The 14,402-nt window shown below is 69.8% G+C and carries 16 protein-coding genes; 9 read left to right on the plus strand and 7 right to left on the minus strand.

All coding sequences use genetic code 11. The features are described from left to right. Positions 1 to 6: 6 nt before the first annotated feature. From JR065_RS00175 to JR065_RS00195, 5 genes are all read right to left on the minus strand, one after another. Complete coding sequence (locus JR065_RS00175) at positions 7 to 741, minus strand: DUF2058 domain-containing protein (protein WP_206231293.1); 735 nt, start codon at positions 739 to 741, stop codon at positions 7 to 9. A 21-nt stretch (positions 742 to 762) separates the two neighbouring features. After that, the gene (locus tag JR065_RS00180) at positions 763 to 999 is read right to left on the minus strand and encodes a SlyX family protein (RefSeq protein ID WP_343237219.1); all 237 of its coding nucleotides are present in this window, start codon (positions 997 to 999) and stop codon (positions 763 to 765) included. Beyond that, positions 989 to 2,335, minus strand: a complete 1,347-nt coding sequence (locus tag JR065_RS00185) for a UDP-glucose dehydrogenase family protein (protein ID WP_206231295.1) — start codon at positions 2,333 to 2,335, stop codon at positions 989 to 991. Before JR065_RS00185 ends, JR065_RS00180 begins: the two co-directional genes overlap by 11 nt. A gap of 15 nt (positions 2,336 to 2,350) precedes the next feature. After that, positions 2,351 to 3,328, minus strand: a complete 978-nt coding sequence (locus JR065_RS00190; RefSeq protein ID WP_206231296.1) for an FKBP-type peptidyl-prolyl cis-trans isomerase N-terminal domain-containing protein — start codon at positions 3,326 to 3,328, stop codon at positions 2,351 to 2,353. A gap of 87 nt (positions 3,329 to 3,415) precedes the next feature. Beyond that, positions 3,416 to 3,955 carry a glutathione peroxidase gene (locus JR065_RS00195; protein ID WP_241093267.1) on the minus strand — a complete coding sequence of 180 codons (540 nt, stop codon included), beginning with the start codon at positions 3,953 to 3,955 and terminating at the stop codon, positions 3,416 to 3,418. A 157-nt stretch (positions 3,956 to 4,112) separates the two neighbouring features. Between JR065_RS00195 and JR065_RS00200 the strand changes: the two genes are divergently transcribed. The 7 genes from JR065_RS00200 to JR065_RS00230 all read left to right on the plus strand — a co-directional run bounded on the left by JR065_RS00200 (position 4,113) and on the right by JR065_RS00230 (position 8,677). Beyond that, complete coding sequence (locus JR065_RS00200; protein WP_206231298.1) at positions 4,113 to 4,346, plus strand: hypothetical protein; 234 nt, start codon at positions 4,113 to 4,115, stop codon at positions 4,344 to 4,346. Between the two features lie 2 nt (positions 4,347 to 4,348). Further along, positions 4,349 to 4,711: a GntR family transcriptional regulator gene (locus JR065_RS00205; RefSeq protein ID WP_206231299.1), complete on the plus strand. Its 363-nt coding sequence runs from the start codon at positions 4,349 to 4,351 to the stop codon at positions 4,709 to 4,711. After that, positions 4,708 to 5,589 carry an ABC transporter ATP-binding protein gene (locus tag JR065_RS00210; protein ID WP_206231300.1) on the plus strand — a complete coding sequence of 294 codons (882 nt, stop codon included), beginning with the start codon at positions 4,708 to 4,710 and terminating at the stop codon, positions 5,587 to 5,589. The genes JR065_RS00205 and JR065_RS00210 overlap by 4 nt, the downstream gene beginning before the upstream one ends. After that, a complete protein-coding gene (locus JR065_RS00215) occupies positions 5,586 to 6,569 on the plus strand; it encodes an ABC transporter permease (protein ID WP_206231301.1) in 984 nt (327 codons plus the stop codon). The genes JR065_RS00210 and JR065_RS00215 overlap by 4 nt, the downstream gene beginning before the upstream one ends. Positions 6,570 to 6,619: 50 nt before the next feature. Further along, positions 6,620 to 7,441 (plus strand): DUF4097 family beta strand repeat-containing protein, encoded by an 822-nt coding sequence (locus JR065_RS00220; protein WP_206231302.1) that lies wholly within the window; start codon positions 6,620 to 6,622, stop codon positions 7,439 to 7,441. Positions 7,442 to 7,477: 36 nt separating this feature from the next. Beyond that, the gene (locus tag JR065_RS00225; protein WP_206231303.1) at positions 7,478 to 8,035 is read left to right on the plus strand and encodes a DUF2884 family protein; all 558 of its coding nucleotides are present in this window, start codon (positions 7,478 to 7,480) and stop codon (positions 8,033 to 8,035) included. 198 nt (positions 8,036 to 8,233) lie between these two features. Further along, positions 8,234 to 8,677, plus strand: coding sequence for a hypothetical protein (locus JR065_RS00230; protein WP_206231304.1), 444 nt, complete (start codon positions 8,234 to 8,236; stop codon positions 8,675 to 8,677). A gap of 153 nt (positions 8,678 to 8,830) precedes the next feature. Here the strand turns inward: JR065_RS00230 and JR065_RS00235 are convergent, their stop codons facing one another. Both JR065_RS00235 and JR065_RS00240 read right to left on the minus strand, forming a co-directional pair. Beyond that, the gene (locus JR065_RS00235) at positions 8,831 to 10,249 is read right to left on the minus strand and encodes a class II fumarate hydratase (protein WP_206231305.1); all 1,419 of its coding nucleotides are present in this window, start codon (positions 10,247 to 10,249) and stop codon (positions 8,831 to 8,833) included. Positions 10,250 to 10,442: 193 nt separating this feature from the next. After that, positions 10,443 to 11,381, minus strand: coding sequence for a CAP domain-containing protein (locus tag JR065_RS00240; RefSeq protein WP_241093268.1), 939 nt, complete (start codon positions 11,379 to 11,381; stop codon positions 10,443 to 10,445). 210 nt (positions 11,382 to 11,591) lie between these two features. Here JR065_RS00240 and purB point away from each other — a divergent pair, with 210 nt between their 5' ends. Together purB and JR065_RS00250 are read left to right on the plus strand one after the other, a co-directional pair. Further along, positions 11,592 to 12,959, plus strand: a complete 1,368-nt coding sequence (purB, locus tag JR065_RS00245; RefSeq protein ID WP_206231307.1) for an adenylosuccinate lyase — start codon at positions 11,592 to 11,594, stop codon at positions 12,957 to 12,959. 186 nt (positions 12,960 to 13,145) lie between these two features. Beyond that, positions 13,146 to 14,402: a cupin domain-containing protein gene (locus tag JR065_RS00250; RefSeq protein ID WP_206231308.1), complete on the plus strand. Its 1,257-nt coding sequence runs from the start codon at positions 13,146 to 13,148 to the stop codon at positions 14,400 to 14,402.

Here is a 14,402-nt window from a genome sequence, read left to right on the forward strand (position 1 = left end):
CAGCGCTTACCAGACCAGGTCGTCGGGAATCTGGTACTTGGGGTCGGCGTAGGGATCTTCCCCGGCCGTGGCGTTGGGATCCACGCGCAGCGCCACCGCGGCCGGGAAGATCGCCTCGGCAGCGTCGAGCAGCGCCGCGCTGACCAGCAGGTAGCGCCCGTTCTGCTGCAGCACGCCCAGTTCGCCGGCGTTGAGCGCCTTGAGCTGGTCGGCATTGACGTAGATGCGCTTGATCTTGCCGCCATAGGGAAAGTGGCGCGCGATATCGGCTTCGGCGTCGTTCAGCGCCTTGCCCTGGAGCAGTTCGTCGAGCTTGGCCCGCGCCTCGCGGCGCAGGCGCGCCTCTTCCTGCTTCAGCCGCTCGGCCTCGATGCGCTCGTCCTTCTCGCGCTGCGCGCGGATCGCGTAGGCCTTGGCCAGGTCGATGTCCTCGCGCGAACGCGGCGGGCGGTTGCCCTGCGGCCGCGGCTGCGCGCCGCGCGGCTTGCGCGCCTCGTGCGCGCGGCCGCCGTTGCCGGGCTTGCCGGCGTTGGCGCCGGCATTGGCGTGCTGCGCGCCGGCATTGCGCGGCGGGCGACCGTCGGCCGCCGCGTTCGGCTGCGACCGGTGTTGCCCGGGCGCCCCCGCCCGCGGCGCATGGCCCCGCGCTGCGTGGGACGCCGGGGACGGGGCTTTGCGTTCGGGCTTGGGCGCGGGCTTGAAGCCCAGGCCGAGCAGCTGGTCGCGGAGGGTATCGCTCATCGTGGCAGGATCTGTTCGGTATCAGTAATGCGGAGGCGGCGGTTCGTCGGCCGGATCGGAGTACAGCGTGCTGCGCACCTTGCCCAGGTCGTCCAGCAGGTGGCGCAGCAACGCGGCGTTGCGCTGGCCTTCGGCTCGCGCCTCGGCCAACGCATCGCTCAGTTCGGACAACGCCTGTTCCTGGAAGGACAGGCGCGTCTCGAGCTCGATCAACCGGTTCTCCAGCAGTCGATCCTGGGTGGAGAAATCATGCTTCACGGATCGAGCGCCCGCGGCCGATGCCATAGTACGCCAGGCCGAACGCCTCGATTTCCTGCGGGTCGTAGAGGTTGCGGCCATCGAACACCACCGCGTCGCCGAGCAGTTCCTTCATGCGGGTGAAGTCGGGGCTGCGGAACTGCTTCCACTCGGTGACCACGACCAGCGCATCGGCGCCTTCCAGCGCGTCGAAGGCCTCTTCGCAGAAGCTCAGGTCGTCGCGTTCGCCGAAGATGCGCTTGGCCTCATGGGTCGCCTCCGGATCGTAGGCACGCACCTTGGCCCCGGCGTCCCACAGCTGCGCCAGCAGGCGGCGGCTGGACGCGGCGCGCATGTCGTCGGTGTTCGGCTTGAACGCCAGGCCCCAGACCGCGAAGGTCTTGCCCTTGATCGATTCGCTGCCGTCGTAGTGGCGCTGGATCAGTTCGTACAGGTGGCCCTTCTGCGCCTCGTTGACCGCCTCCACCGCCTCGAGCAGCTTCGGGTCGTGGCCGTACTGCTGCGCGGTGCGCGCCAGCGCCTGTACGTCCTTCGGGAAGCACGAACCGCCGTAGCCGGCGCCCGGATAGATGAAGTGCCAGCCGATGCGCGGGTCCGAGCCGATGCCCTGGCGCACCTTCTCCACGTCCGCGCCGACGCGCTCGGCGATGTTGGCGATCTCGTTCATGAAACTGATCTTGGTCGCCAGCATCGCGTTGGCCGCGTACTTGGTCAGCTCCGCCGAACGCACGTCCATTTCGACGATGCGGTCGTGGTTGCGGTTGAACGGCGCGTACAGGCGGCGCAGGCGCGCGGCCGTGCCCGGCTTGCTGAAGCCGATGACGATGCGGTCGGGACGCATGCAGTCGGCGACCGCGTCGCCTTCCTTCAGGAACTCCGGGTTCGACACCACGTCGAACTCGATGTTCTCGCCGCGCGCTTCCAGTTCGGCGGCGATCGCCGCGCGCACCTTGTCGGCGGTGCCGACCGGCACGGTGGACTTGTTCACCACCACGGTCGGACCGTGGATGTGCTTGCCGATCGTGCGCGCCACCGCCAGCACGTACTGCAGGTCGGCGCTGCCGTCCTCGTCCGGCGGCGTGCCCACCGCGATGAACACGATATCTCCATGCGCAATGGCGCTCGCCGCGTCGGTGGTGAAGAACAGCCTCCGTGCGGCGTGATTGGCCTTGACCATCGGCGAGAGGCCAGGCTCATAGATCGGGACCACGCCCTGGTTGAGCCCATCCACTTTGGCTTGGTCGATGTCCACGCAGACCACGTGATGGCCGACTTCGGCCAGACAGGTTCCGGTGACCAGCCCGACATAGCCGGTGCCGAATATCGCTACGCGCATGAAATCTCCTTTCGGTTATTGAAGGATGCCCAACAGTTCAACATCAAACGTAAGCGTCGCGTCCGGGCCGATCGGGCCGCCCGGCGTGCCCTGCGGGCCATAGCCCAGGTTGGACGGAATCCAGAACCGGTACTTGGAGCCCACCGGCATCAGCGACACGCCTTCCGACCAGCCCGGGATCACCTGGTCCAGCCCGAACTCCACCGGCTGGCCCTTCTGGTAGGAGCTGTCGAACACCGTGCCGTCCAGCAGCTTGCCTTCGTAGGCCACGCGGACCTTGCTGGTCGGCATCGGACGCTCGCCGCTGCCCTGGCGCAACACCATGTACTGCAATCCTGACGCGGTGGTGACGACGCCCTTCTGGGTCTTGTTCTGGGCCAGGAAGTCGTTGCCCTTCTTGCGGTTCTCGGTGCCCAGCGTCGCCTGCTTGGCGGTCATTTCCGCCTGCTTGGCCGCCGAGAAGGCCTGCAGCGTGGCCGCGGCCTGCTCCTGGGTCATCGCCAGTTCGCCCTTGGCGAAGGCCGCGCGCAGCGCGCTGAACAGCGTCGGCAGGTCGAGGTCGTCCTTGATCCGCGCCAGCGACGGGCCGACCGCGCGATCGCCGAGCATCAGCCCCACGTTCTGCTTGGACACCGGCGGCGGCTGGCTGCCCGGCGCCATGCCCGGCACCTGCTGGCCGCTGCGCGCGGCCATCTGCGTGCGCAGCGCGGCGTCGGTAGCCTGGGTCTGCTCGTCGGACAGCAGTGGCTTGCCGCCATTGAACGCGTTCTCGATGGCGCGCTGCATCGACGCCAGGTCGATGTCCTGGGCGATGGGCTCGAACGAGCGCGCCACGTCCAGGCCGATCGCATAGCTGACCTTCTGCTTCTCGCTGCTCAGCACCACCTGCTTGGAGGCATCCGCGCCGCCCGCGGCCGTCTGCGCGGCCGCGCCGTTGGCCACTGCCATGCCCATCAACAACGACGCCGCGGCGCCGCGCATTCCCATCTTCATTCGTTGCTTTCCTGGAAGTGAACTGGATACGCCGTCATTGGCGTGAGGCCGCATTGTCGCACGCGCGGCGGAGATGTCGATTCACGATCAGCGCCGCGCCGGCGCCGCTTTCAGTTCGCGTTCGATGGCCGCCTGCAAGGCCGGATCATCCGGCGTGACCTTGCTCGGGAATTGCGCCACCACGCGTCCGTCGCGCGCGATCAGATACTTGTGGAAATTCCACCCCGGCGCCACGCCGGTGGCCTGGGTCAGCTGCCTGTACAGCGGCGTGGCGTCGGCGCCCAGCACGTGCACCTTCTCGAACATCGGGAACTTGACCCCGTAGGTCAGCGTGCAGAATTCCTGGATCTGCTGCTCGGAACCCGGTTCCTGGCCCTTGAAGTCGTTGGACGGGAAGCCGAGCACGCTGAAGCCCTGCTTGGCGTAGCGCTGCTGCAACTGTTCCAGGCCGTCGTACTGCGGCGTGTAGCCGCATTTGCTGGCGGTATTGACCACCAGCAACACCTTGCCGCCGTAGGCCTTGTTCAGGTTCACCTTGTCCTTGCCGGCCAGCGGGCGGTAGTCCAGGTCCAGCAGCGACGCCGCCCAGGCGCTTCCGGCCACCCCTATCGCGGCCAACATCGTCATTGCGATCAATCGTTTATGCAGTTTCATCGGAGGCACTCGGTGGTCGTGAGAGGGACGCGGCGCACTAGGCCATCGGTTGGGTCGGTCATCGTGTTGACATGACGTGTGACGGTGTTATAGTTAAATACAACACCACTCATCCAACGCAGGGGACACGATGAACATCCAACGCCTACAGCGCAGCCTTCCGGCCCTGGTGGTCGTCGGCGCCCTGCTTTCGGTGAGCTGGGTCGGCGCCGAGCGCAGCCACGGACGGTCGCCCGATTATGGCGCCAGCGAGCCGCAGGAAGACAGCCGTGAGTCCGCCCCGCCGCGCCCGGCGCGGCGGATGCGCACGTCGCTCTCGATGCCCTATTTCTCCTTCGCGCAGTCGCTGCGCCCGCGGAGCTGACCATGAGCGATATCCAATGGAGCGATGGCGCTCCCATCTACCGCCAGCTGAAGGATCGCGTGATCGCGATGATGCTGGACGGGATCATCAAGCCCGGCGACGCGCTGCCCTCGGTGCGCCAGGTCGCCGCCGAGTACCAGCTCAATCCGATCACCGTCTCGCGCGCCTACCAGGAACTGGCCGACGAAGCCCTGGTCGAGAAACGCCGCGGGCTGGGCATGTTCATGACCGAGGAAGCGGCCAAGAAGCTGCGCGGCAGCGAGCGCGACCGCTTCCTCAACGAAGAATGGCCCCTGGTGCTGGAGCGGATCCAGCGGCTGGGGCTGACATTGGAAGACTTGCTGCCACCGGGGAAAACATCATGAATGCCGCTGTCGCTGCACCCGAATCCGTCGTTTCCGCCCGCGCCCTGCGCAAGGCCTACAACCACAAGCCGGCCCTGGCCGACACCTCCTTCGTCATCGAGCCCGGACGCATCGTCGGCCTGATCGGCCCCAACGGCGCCGGCAAGACCACCGCGCTCAAGGCCCTGCTCGGGCTGACCTCGGTCGAAGGCGAACTGCGGGTCCTGGGGATGGACCCGCGCAAGCAACGCGATGACCTGATGAACGACGTGTGCTTCATCGCCGACGTGGCGGTGCTGCCGCGCTGGATCCGGGTGCGCGAGGCGATCGACTTCGTCGCCGGCGTGCATCCGCGCTTCGACCGGGCCAAGTGCGAGCGCTTCCTGGCCAACACCAAGCTCAGCCCCAAGCTGCGCGTGCGCGAGATGTCCAAGGGCATGATCGTGCAGCTGCACCTGGCGCTGGTGATGGCGATCGACGCGCGCCTGCTGGTGCTGGACGAACCGACCCTGGGCCTGGACATCCTGTACCGCAAGGAGTTCTACCAGCGCCTGCTGGAGGACTACTTCGACGAGCAGAAGACCATCGTCATCACCACCCACCAGGTCGAGGAGATCGAGCACATCCTCACCGACGTGCTGTTCATCCGCGACGGCCGCATCGTGCTCAGCGCCGACATGGAGCACATGGCCTCGCGCTACACCGAGCTGCTGGTGCCGGCCGAGCACGTGGAGGCGGCGCGGGCGCTCAAGCCCATCGACGAACGCGCACTGCCGTTCGGCAAGACCGTGCTGCTGTACGACGGCGTGCCGCAGGCGCAGCTGGCCGAACTCGGCGAAACCCGCAGTCCCGGCCTAGCCGACCTGTTCGTGGCCATCATGAAGGGGACCTACGCATGAACGCTTCCGCCAAGCCGATCACCAAGCTGTCCACCTTCCGCTGGCTGCTCAAGCGCGAGTTGTGGGAACACCGCGGCGGGTTCGTGTGGGCGCCGGTCATCACCGGCGGCATCATCACCGTGCTGTACGCCCTGCTCGCCCTGATCGGCACCGTCGCCGGCCGCGGCAATCGCGGCGACAGCTTCAACATCGACGGCGGCCCGGAGAAGGTCCACCAGATCGTCGGCGCGTTCGGCGACGGGATGATGCTCGCCGGGGTGATCCTGGCCTGCGTCGTGCTGGCCTTCGTGGTGTTCTTCTACGCGCTGGGCTCGCTATACGACGACCGCCGCGACCGCAGCGTGCTGTTCTGGAAGTCGCTGCCGTTGTCGGACCTGCAGACAGTGCTGTCCAAGGCGGCGTGGGCGCTGCTGCTGGCGCCGCTGGTGGCGGTGGGCGTCGGCCTGCTGATCGGCCTGGCGCTATGGGTGGTCACCGCCCTGACCCTGACCGTCAACGGCGTCACCGAGAGCGCGGCGGTGTTCACCCACTCGCATCCGCTGCGCATCATCGGCGGCGTGCTGGCGAGTCTGCCGATCTACATCATGTGGTCGCTGCCGACCGTCGGCTGGCTGATGTTCTGCTCGGCCTGGGCGCGCACCAAACCGTTCCTGTGGGCGGTGCTGATCCCGATCCTGGGCTGCGTGATGGCGAGCATGATGGGCATCCTGCCGATGCTCAACGTCCGCCACGACCTGATCTGGTACACGGTGGTCTACCGCGGCCTGCTCAGCGTGGTCCCGGGCACCTGGTACGGCCCGCTGAGCGAAGGCGCGCAGGGCACCGCGCAGATCAACTCGCCCGACGAGCTGGCCAACGCGATCCACCTCACCGATGCCTGGCGCATCTTCCAGGGCGCGGACATCTGGGTCGGCGCCGCGATCGGCGTGGCCTTCATCGTCGCGGCGATCTACCTGCGCCGCTGGCGCGACGAGAACTGACCGCTCGTCGCGGCTCTCCGGCACCCACCTTCACTCAAGGAACCCACGACATGCGCAAGTCCCTATTGCTGTGCACGCTGCTGCTGGCGCCCGCGCTGGCCCTGGCCGACGAGTGCGAGCACTCCGCCGCGCGCGAACTGAAACTGGACTTGGCCGGCGCCAAGGCGGTGGTGTTCGAGGTCCAGCAGCACGATCTCAGGCTCACCGGCACCGCCGGCGGCGCATCGGCGCTGCGCGGCCGCGCCTGCGCCTCGCGCGCCGAGCTGCTGCCGCAGCTGACGCTGAGCCAGCGCCGCGACGGCGACAAGCTGGTGGTGACGCTGGCGCGCGACAACCCGCGCAGCTTCTCCATCGGCAACCAGTACGCCTACCTGGACATCGCCGGCAGCGTGCCGAACAATTTGCCGGTACAGCTGAAGGTCGGCTCGGGCGATGCCCAGGTCAGCGGCGTGTCCACGCTCAGCGCCGACGTCGGCTCCGGCGACGTGGAGGTGCGCGCGGTGCGCGGGCTGGTCACCGCCGCGGTCGGCTCGGGCGACCTGGACGTGCGCGACGTCGGCAGCCTCAACCTGCTGTGGGTCAACTCCGGCGACGTGAAGATCGAACGCGTCGGCGGCGACGCCAAGATCGGCAAGATCGGCTCCGGCGACCTGGAGCTGGCCGGGGCGCGCGGCAACGTGCAGATCGGCTCGATCGGCTCCGGCGATGCGGACGTGCGCGATGTCGGCGGCGACCTGACGCTGGAATCGGTCGGCTCCGGCGACCTGGGCGCACGCGGCGTCGGCGGCAACCTGAGCGTGCAGCGCGTGGGCAGCGGCGACGTCCACCACAGCGACGTCAAGGGCCGCGTCAGCCTGCCCGCCAAGCGCTGATCGCGCCGCCACTTCCCCAGAACCAGGAGAGATTCCATGCAACCACGCCATCTGCCGCTGGCCGCGCTGGCCCTGATGCTGGCGCTCAGCGCCTGCCAGCGTTCGGCGCCGCAAGCCGACGCCGATACCACGTCCGGCCGCGGGCACGGCCTGACCTTCAACGGCGGCGACATCACCCTCCACGCGGACGGCGCGCCCGACGCGACCATCACCCGCGCCGGCGACCTGCTGATCGACGGCAAACCGGTCGCGGTGACCCCGGCCCAACACGCGCTGGTCGCGGCCTACCGCGAGCAACTGGAGGCGGTCGGCCTGCAGGGCCTGGAGATCGGCAAGCAGGGCGCCGCGCTCGGGGTCAAGGCCGCCGGCGACGCGCTGGCCGGCGTGATCAGCGGCGATGCCGACAAGGTCGGCGCGCAGATCGAGGCCCAGGCCGAGAAGCTCAAGCACGAGGCGCTGAAGATCTGCGACCGGGTCGCGACGCTGCGCCTGGCGCAGGACACGCTGGTGGCGCAACTGCCGGCGTTCCGTCCGTACGCCAGCCTGGATGCCAGCGACATCAGCGACTGCCGCGACGAGAGCAGCCAGCACTGAGCGAAGGCGCGGCCTGTCGTCCAATGGCGGCAGGTCGTGTCGCCGCGGCGCGTGCACGGAGCAAAGAAGAGCCAGGACATGGGCGATCGTCCCGCGCCCGAGCGACGACCCGGCCCAGGTGCGCGCAACGGCGGCCCGGCGTGTGGGAACGGATGGCACGCCCTAGAATGGCGGGACTTTCCATCGCCCCCGCCACCCATGAAAAAGCTATTGCTGCTGTTGTCCCTGCTGTCCCTGTGCCTGGCGTTGTCCGCATGCGGCCCGCGCGAGGGCGCGGCGGCGGATCCGTCATCGCGCGCCGAACGCGGCAAGCCGCGCGTGGCGGTCGGCAGCATGACGGTGATGCTGCGCCGCGCCCCGGCCGCCAACGCGTCGATCGGCCCGGACGGCAGCCTCAAGATCGACGACATCGAACTGCCATTGCCGGCCGCGCAGCGCACGCAGCTGCAGAACCTGTTCATGCACCTGCAGATGCAGCGCCAGCGCGTGCTCGAGACCGCCGCGCCGGATCCGAACATGCGCTCGGTGCGCATGGCCACCACGCCCGAGATCTCCGCACTGCAGGCCGAGGTGCTGCGCGACATCGCGCCGTTGAAGCCCTACGAGGAGAGCTTCGGCAATCTGCAGGCCGAGCGTCGGTAGCTTTGGGCGGGGATTGGGCGCGACGGTGCCTGGAACGAGCGTCCTCGCTGTACTGACGCGCTCTGACGGCGGCGCTCGTCGCGCGCGCGCCGCGCCGCAGGGTTGTGGCGATCGGCCGGCGGCGATCCGCCGGCCTCGTGCTCGCGGCGTGGCTCAGCCGCCCCCGCCCCCGCCGGCGTGGATGCCGCCCTGGGTCAGCGCCGCCGGGTCGAGCAGCTTGCGCAGCTCCGCCTCGTCCAGGCCGCTGTCCTCCTTGGCCACCTCCAGCACCGGGCGGTTCTCCTTGTAGGCGCGCTTGGCGATCGCCGCCGCCTTCTCGTAGCCGATGATCGGGTTCAGCGCGGTGACCAGGATCGGGTTGCGGTCCAGCGCCTCGCGTACCCGCTCCTGGCGCACCTTCAGCCCGGCGATGGCCGAATCGGCCAGCAGCCGCGACACCTGGCTCAGCAGGCCGATGCCGTCAAGCAGGTTCGCCGCGATCAGCGGCAGGGTCACGTTCAACTGGAAGTTGCCGGTCTGCCCGGCCACGGTGATCGCGGTGTGGTAGCCGATCACCTGCGCGCAGGCCATCACCGTCGCCTCCGGGATCACCGGGTTGACCTTGCCCGGCATGATCGAGCTGCCCGGCTGCAGCGCCGGCAGCTCGATCTCGCCGAGGCCGGCCAGCGGGCCGGCGTTCATCCAGCGCAGGTCGTTGGCGATCTTGATCAGCGCCACCGCCAGCGCGTTGAGCTGGCCGGACAGCTCCACCGCATCGTCCTGCGCGGCCAGCCCCTCGAACTTGTTCTCGGCGCTGTCGAACCGGGACTTGCCGAGCGCCGACAGCGCTTTGGCTGCCTTGCCGCCGAAGCGCGGGTCGGCGTTGATGCCGGTGCCGATCGCGGTGCCGCCCAGCGGCAGCCGGCGCAGGCGCTTGAGGCTGTCCTCGATCCGCGCCTGCGCCGAGTCCAGCTGCGCCGACCACGCCGAGAACTCCTGCTGGAAGGTCAGCGGCATAGCGTCCATCAGATGAGTGCGCCCGGTCTTGACGATGCCGGCGAAAGCCTTGCCGCGCTTGTCGATGGTCTTGCGCAAGTGCTTGAGCGCCGGCAGCAGGTCCTGCTCGGCGGCCAGCTGCGCCGACACGCGGATCGCCGTGGGCACCACGTCGTTGGAACTCTGGCCCAGGTTGACGTGGTCGTTGGGGTGCACCTTGTCCGTGCCGGCGCCCTGCTTGAGCAGGCGGGTCGCCAGCGTGGCGATGACCTCGTTGGCGTTCATGTTCGACGAGGTGCCCGAACCGGTCTGGTAGATGTCGATCGGGAACTGCGCATCGTGGGTGCCGGCGGCCACGTCCAGCGCCGCGGCCTGCACCGCCTTGGCCACGCCCTTGGGCAGCAGCCCGAGCTCGGCGTTGACCCCGGCGGCGGCGGCCTTGATCAGCCCCAACGCGCGGATGAAGCCGCGCGGCATCGGCCGGCCGGACACCGGGAAGTTCTGCACCGCACGCTGGGTCTGCGCGCCCCACAGCGCTTCGGCGGGCACCTGCAGCTCGCCCATGCTGTCGTGCTCGACCCTGAATTTGTCGCTCATACGCCAATCTCCGCATCTGCAAAAGTAGGAATCCGACCCGGACGGGTCGCGACGGACGCTCCGGGAGTGGCGGCTGGCGAAGCTGCGGCTGGCCGACGCATTATCCGCGGCGCGCCGCCGTGCGCCAGCAGTGTGCAACAGCGGATGTTACGGGCGCCTGGACGATGCCGGCGGAACGCCGGCCACGACGCGCTCACGGCGCGATGCGGAACCAGTACCGGTAGTCGCGCCCCTGCCCGGCCAGGCGCACGTCGCGGATGCTCACCTCGTAGACCACGCCCGGGCGCAGCGCCGGCACGCGGAACTGCAGGTGGTTGGGCAGGCCGAAGCCGTCGCTGTCGTAGCGCACGGCGGTGACCGCCACGCCTGGTCCGCCGCGTTCGCCGACCGCGATTCGGGCGTGCGAGTAGTCGACGTCGCGGTTGGCGAACTTGCGGCCGCGGTCCATCAGCGCCGAGAACGACAGCGCCGCACCGGCGGCGTAGTAGCGCTGCGGGTAGTCGCCCACCGGCCAGGCGACGAAATCGCGCTGGGTGCGCGCCACGGTACCGGACGCGGCCGGGACGAAGCGCAGCGCCGCGCCGCTGCTGACCTCGTCGCCGCCGGCGCGGCCGGCGACCATGCCGAAGGCGATCCGCTGCAGGAACGGATCGAGCAGCCAGCGCCGGTGGCCCAGGCCGTCGGCGACGGCGTTGCGGGTGTCGGTCAGCCAATCGATGACGATCTCGTCGGGGCCGGCGAAGACCAGATACGGCGAACGGGTCCCGCCGTAGAGCAGGCTGCTGCGCGCGCCCCTGGCCGCGGCAGCGGAGAAACAGCGCCAGTCCGGCGTCGGCGCGTGGCTGAGCCGGCCGTTGGCGGCGATGAGCAGTGCCGCCTGGGTCGCTTCGGCCTCGGCCGCCTCGTCGTAGGCGACCGGGTCCAGCCCGTGCCGCGCGCGGATGTCGTTGACCAGCGCAAGCACCCGGCGGCGCTGCGCCGGCAGCAGTTCGCCGGCGCGGCACGCGGCGATCGACGGCTGCACCCGGTAGAGATCCGCCGCGCGCCGGGCGAAATCGTCCTGCTGCGCGGCCGCCGGCAGCGCGGCGGACACGGCGAGCAGAGCGAAGGCACGGGCGAGGATCGAGCGCATGGGCCGGGACGGCGATGGCGGAGGCCACACGATAGAAGCGTACGTGCCGGTTCGCCGGTCCACGATGGCGCGCATGCGGCGCTCCGTTCAGCCCGGCGCTGCCACCCGGCCGGCGCCGCCCGCCGCCCCGTCCGGCCGCCGGCGCCGGCCGGCGTCGCGCGCGGCCGGCGTAGAATATCCGCCCCACCGCCTTCCCCAAGCCCGCTGCCCATGTCGGATTCCGCCCTGCTCGCCCTGTCCCCGCTCGATGGCCGCTACGCCGGCAAGGTCGACGCGCTGCGCCCGATCTTCTCCGAATACGGCCTGATCAAGGCCCGGGTCAAGGTCGAGATCGAATGGCTGCTGGCGCTGGCCGCCGACCCCGGCATCGCCGAGCTGGCGCCGTTCTCGGCCTCGGCCACGCAGACCCTGCGCGCGCTGGCCGACGGCTTTTCGGTGCAGCACGCGGCGCGGGTCAAGGAGATCGAGCGCACCACCAACCACGACGTCAAGGCGGTGGAGTACTTCATCAAGGAACAGCTGAAGGACGATGCCGAGCTCGGCCCGGCGCTGGAGTTCGTGCACTTCGCCTGCACCAGCGAGGACATCAACAACCTCAGCTACGGCCTGATGCTGGAGCAGGCGCGGCGCGAGGTGCTGCTGCCGGCGCTGGACGCCATCGCCGCCACCTTGCGCGCGCTGGCCCATGCCCAGGCGGCGCAGCCGATGCTCTCGCGCACCCACGGCCAGACCGCCTCGCCGACCACGCTGGGCAAGGAGATCGCCAACGTCGTGGCGCGCCTGGAGCGGCAGCGCCGGCAGATCGCCGCGGTCGAGCTGACCGGCAAGATCAACGGCGCGGTCGGCAACTACAACGCGCACATGGTCAGCTATCCGGACGTGGACTGGCCGGCGTTCGCGCAGCGCTTCGTCGAAGGCCTGGGCCTGGTGTTCAACCCGTACACCACGCAGATCGAGCCGCACGACAACATCGCCGAGATCGGCGACGCCGCGCGCCGCGCCAACACCGTGCTGATCGACCTGGCGCGCGACATCTGGGGCTACATCTCGCTGGGCTACTTCAAGCAGAAGCTCAAGGAAGGCGAGGTCGGCTCGTCGACGATGCCGCACAAGGTGAACCCGATCGACTTCGAGAACGCCGAAGGCAATTTCGGCATCGCCAACGCGCTGTTCGAGCATTTCAGCGCCAAGCTGCCGATCAGCCGCTGGCAGCGCGACCTCACCGACTCCACCGTGCTACGCGCGCTGGGCACCGCCTTCGGCCATACCCAGGTGGCGCTGGACTCGCTGGCCAAGGGCCTGGGCAAGCTGACCGTGAACCCGGAACGCCTGGACGCCGACCTGGACGCGGCCTGGGAAGTGCTCGCCGAAGCCGTGCAGACGGTGATGCGCCGCCACGGCCTGCCCAACCCGTACGAGCAGCTCAAGGCATTGACCCGCGGCCAGGGCATCACCGCCGCGTCGATGCAGGCCTTCGTCGAATCGCTGGAACTGCCGGCCGACGCCAAGCAGCGCCTGCGCGAGCTGACCCCGGGCGGCTACGCCGGCCTGGCCGAGCGCCTGGCGCGCGCGATCTGAAGCCGGGCGCATCGCGCAGGTGCCGTGCATGCAGCCGCCGTCGCTCGACCTGGACATGCCGGGCTTGGCCCGCACCGCATGCGCCGGGCCACGGTGCCGCCGCCGCTTGATCCACCTCAATGCCGTGCGCGGCGTCCGCGGCGCATGCTCGGCGCCGCCCGCCTACCGACCTCCCAGGGAATTCCCATGACCCGCACCGCCCGCACCGCCCGCCCGCCGGCCCTGCCGTTCGAGATCCAGGCACGCAAGCACTTCCCGCTCGGCATGCCGGCGGCGACGTTCCTGCGCGACTACTGGCACAAGCGCCCGCTGCTGATCCGCAACGCCTTCCCCGGCTTCGTCTCGCCGATCGAACCCGGCGACCTGGCCGGGCTGGCCTGCGAGGAAGCCGCGCTGTCGCGGCTGGTGCTGCACGAGCGCGCCGGCGACCGCTGGACGGTGCGCAGCGGCCCGTTCGAGGAAGCCGAATTCCCGGGCATGCCCGACCACGACTGGACCCTGCTGGTGCAGGACGTGGACAAGTGGGACCCGGACATCCGCGCCCTGCTCGAACAGTTCCGCTTCCTGCCGCGCTGGCGCGTGGACGACGTGATGGTCAGCTTCGCCGCGCCCGGGGGCTCGGTCGGCGCGCACGTGGACCATTACGACGTGTTCCTGCTGCAGGCTCACGGCCGCCGCCGCTGGCAGATCGACGCCAGCGTGGCGATGGGCCGTCCCGCGCCGCCGACCGAGTTCCGCGACGACGTCGAGCTCAAGCTGCTGCGCCGCTTCGACCCGACCCACGACTGGGTGCTCGGCCCCGGCGACATGCTCTACCTGCCGCCGCTGGTGCCGCACCACGGCGTGGCCGAGGACGCCTGCCTGACCTTCTCGGTGGGCATGCGCGCGCCGTCGTCGGCCGAGCTCATCGGCGACTACCTGGACACGCTGATCGACGGCGCCGACGAGGCGCTGCGCTACCACGACGAGGACCTGAAGGTCCCGGCCGATCCCTACGAGATCGACGCGGTGGCGATGGGCCGGGTGGTCGAGGCGCTGAACGCGCTGCGCATGAACGATCCGGACCGCCTGGGCGACTGGTTCGGCCGCTTCATGACCACCTACCGCGCCGCCGGCGAAGTCCGCCCGGCCGCCGACGCCCCGGACGCCGAGGCGCTGGCGGCGGCGCTGGAGCAGGGCCTGGAGTTGCAGCGCCACCCCTGGGCGCGGCTGGCCTGGCGACGGGCCAAGCGCGGCGCCACGCTGTTCTGCAGCGGGCTGGAGTTCGCGCTGCCGGTCAAGGACGCGCAGCGCCTGGCCGCCGCCGAACTGCTCGACGGCGCCGGCTATGCCGCGCTGTCGCCGCGCGGGCGCGAAGTGCTGTCGGAACTGGTCCAGGCCGGCTACTACCAGCCGCTCGACGACGGCCAGCACGATGACGGGCAGGATCACCCACAGGACTGA

It is taken from the genome of Xanthomonas sp., from assembly GCF_017163755.1.
GTDB lineage: Bacteria > Pseudomonadota > Gammaproteobacteria > Xanthomonadales > Xanthomonadaceae > Xanthomonas_A.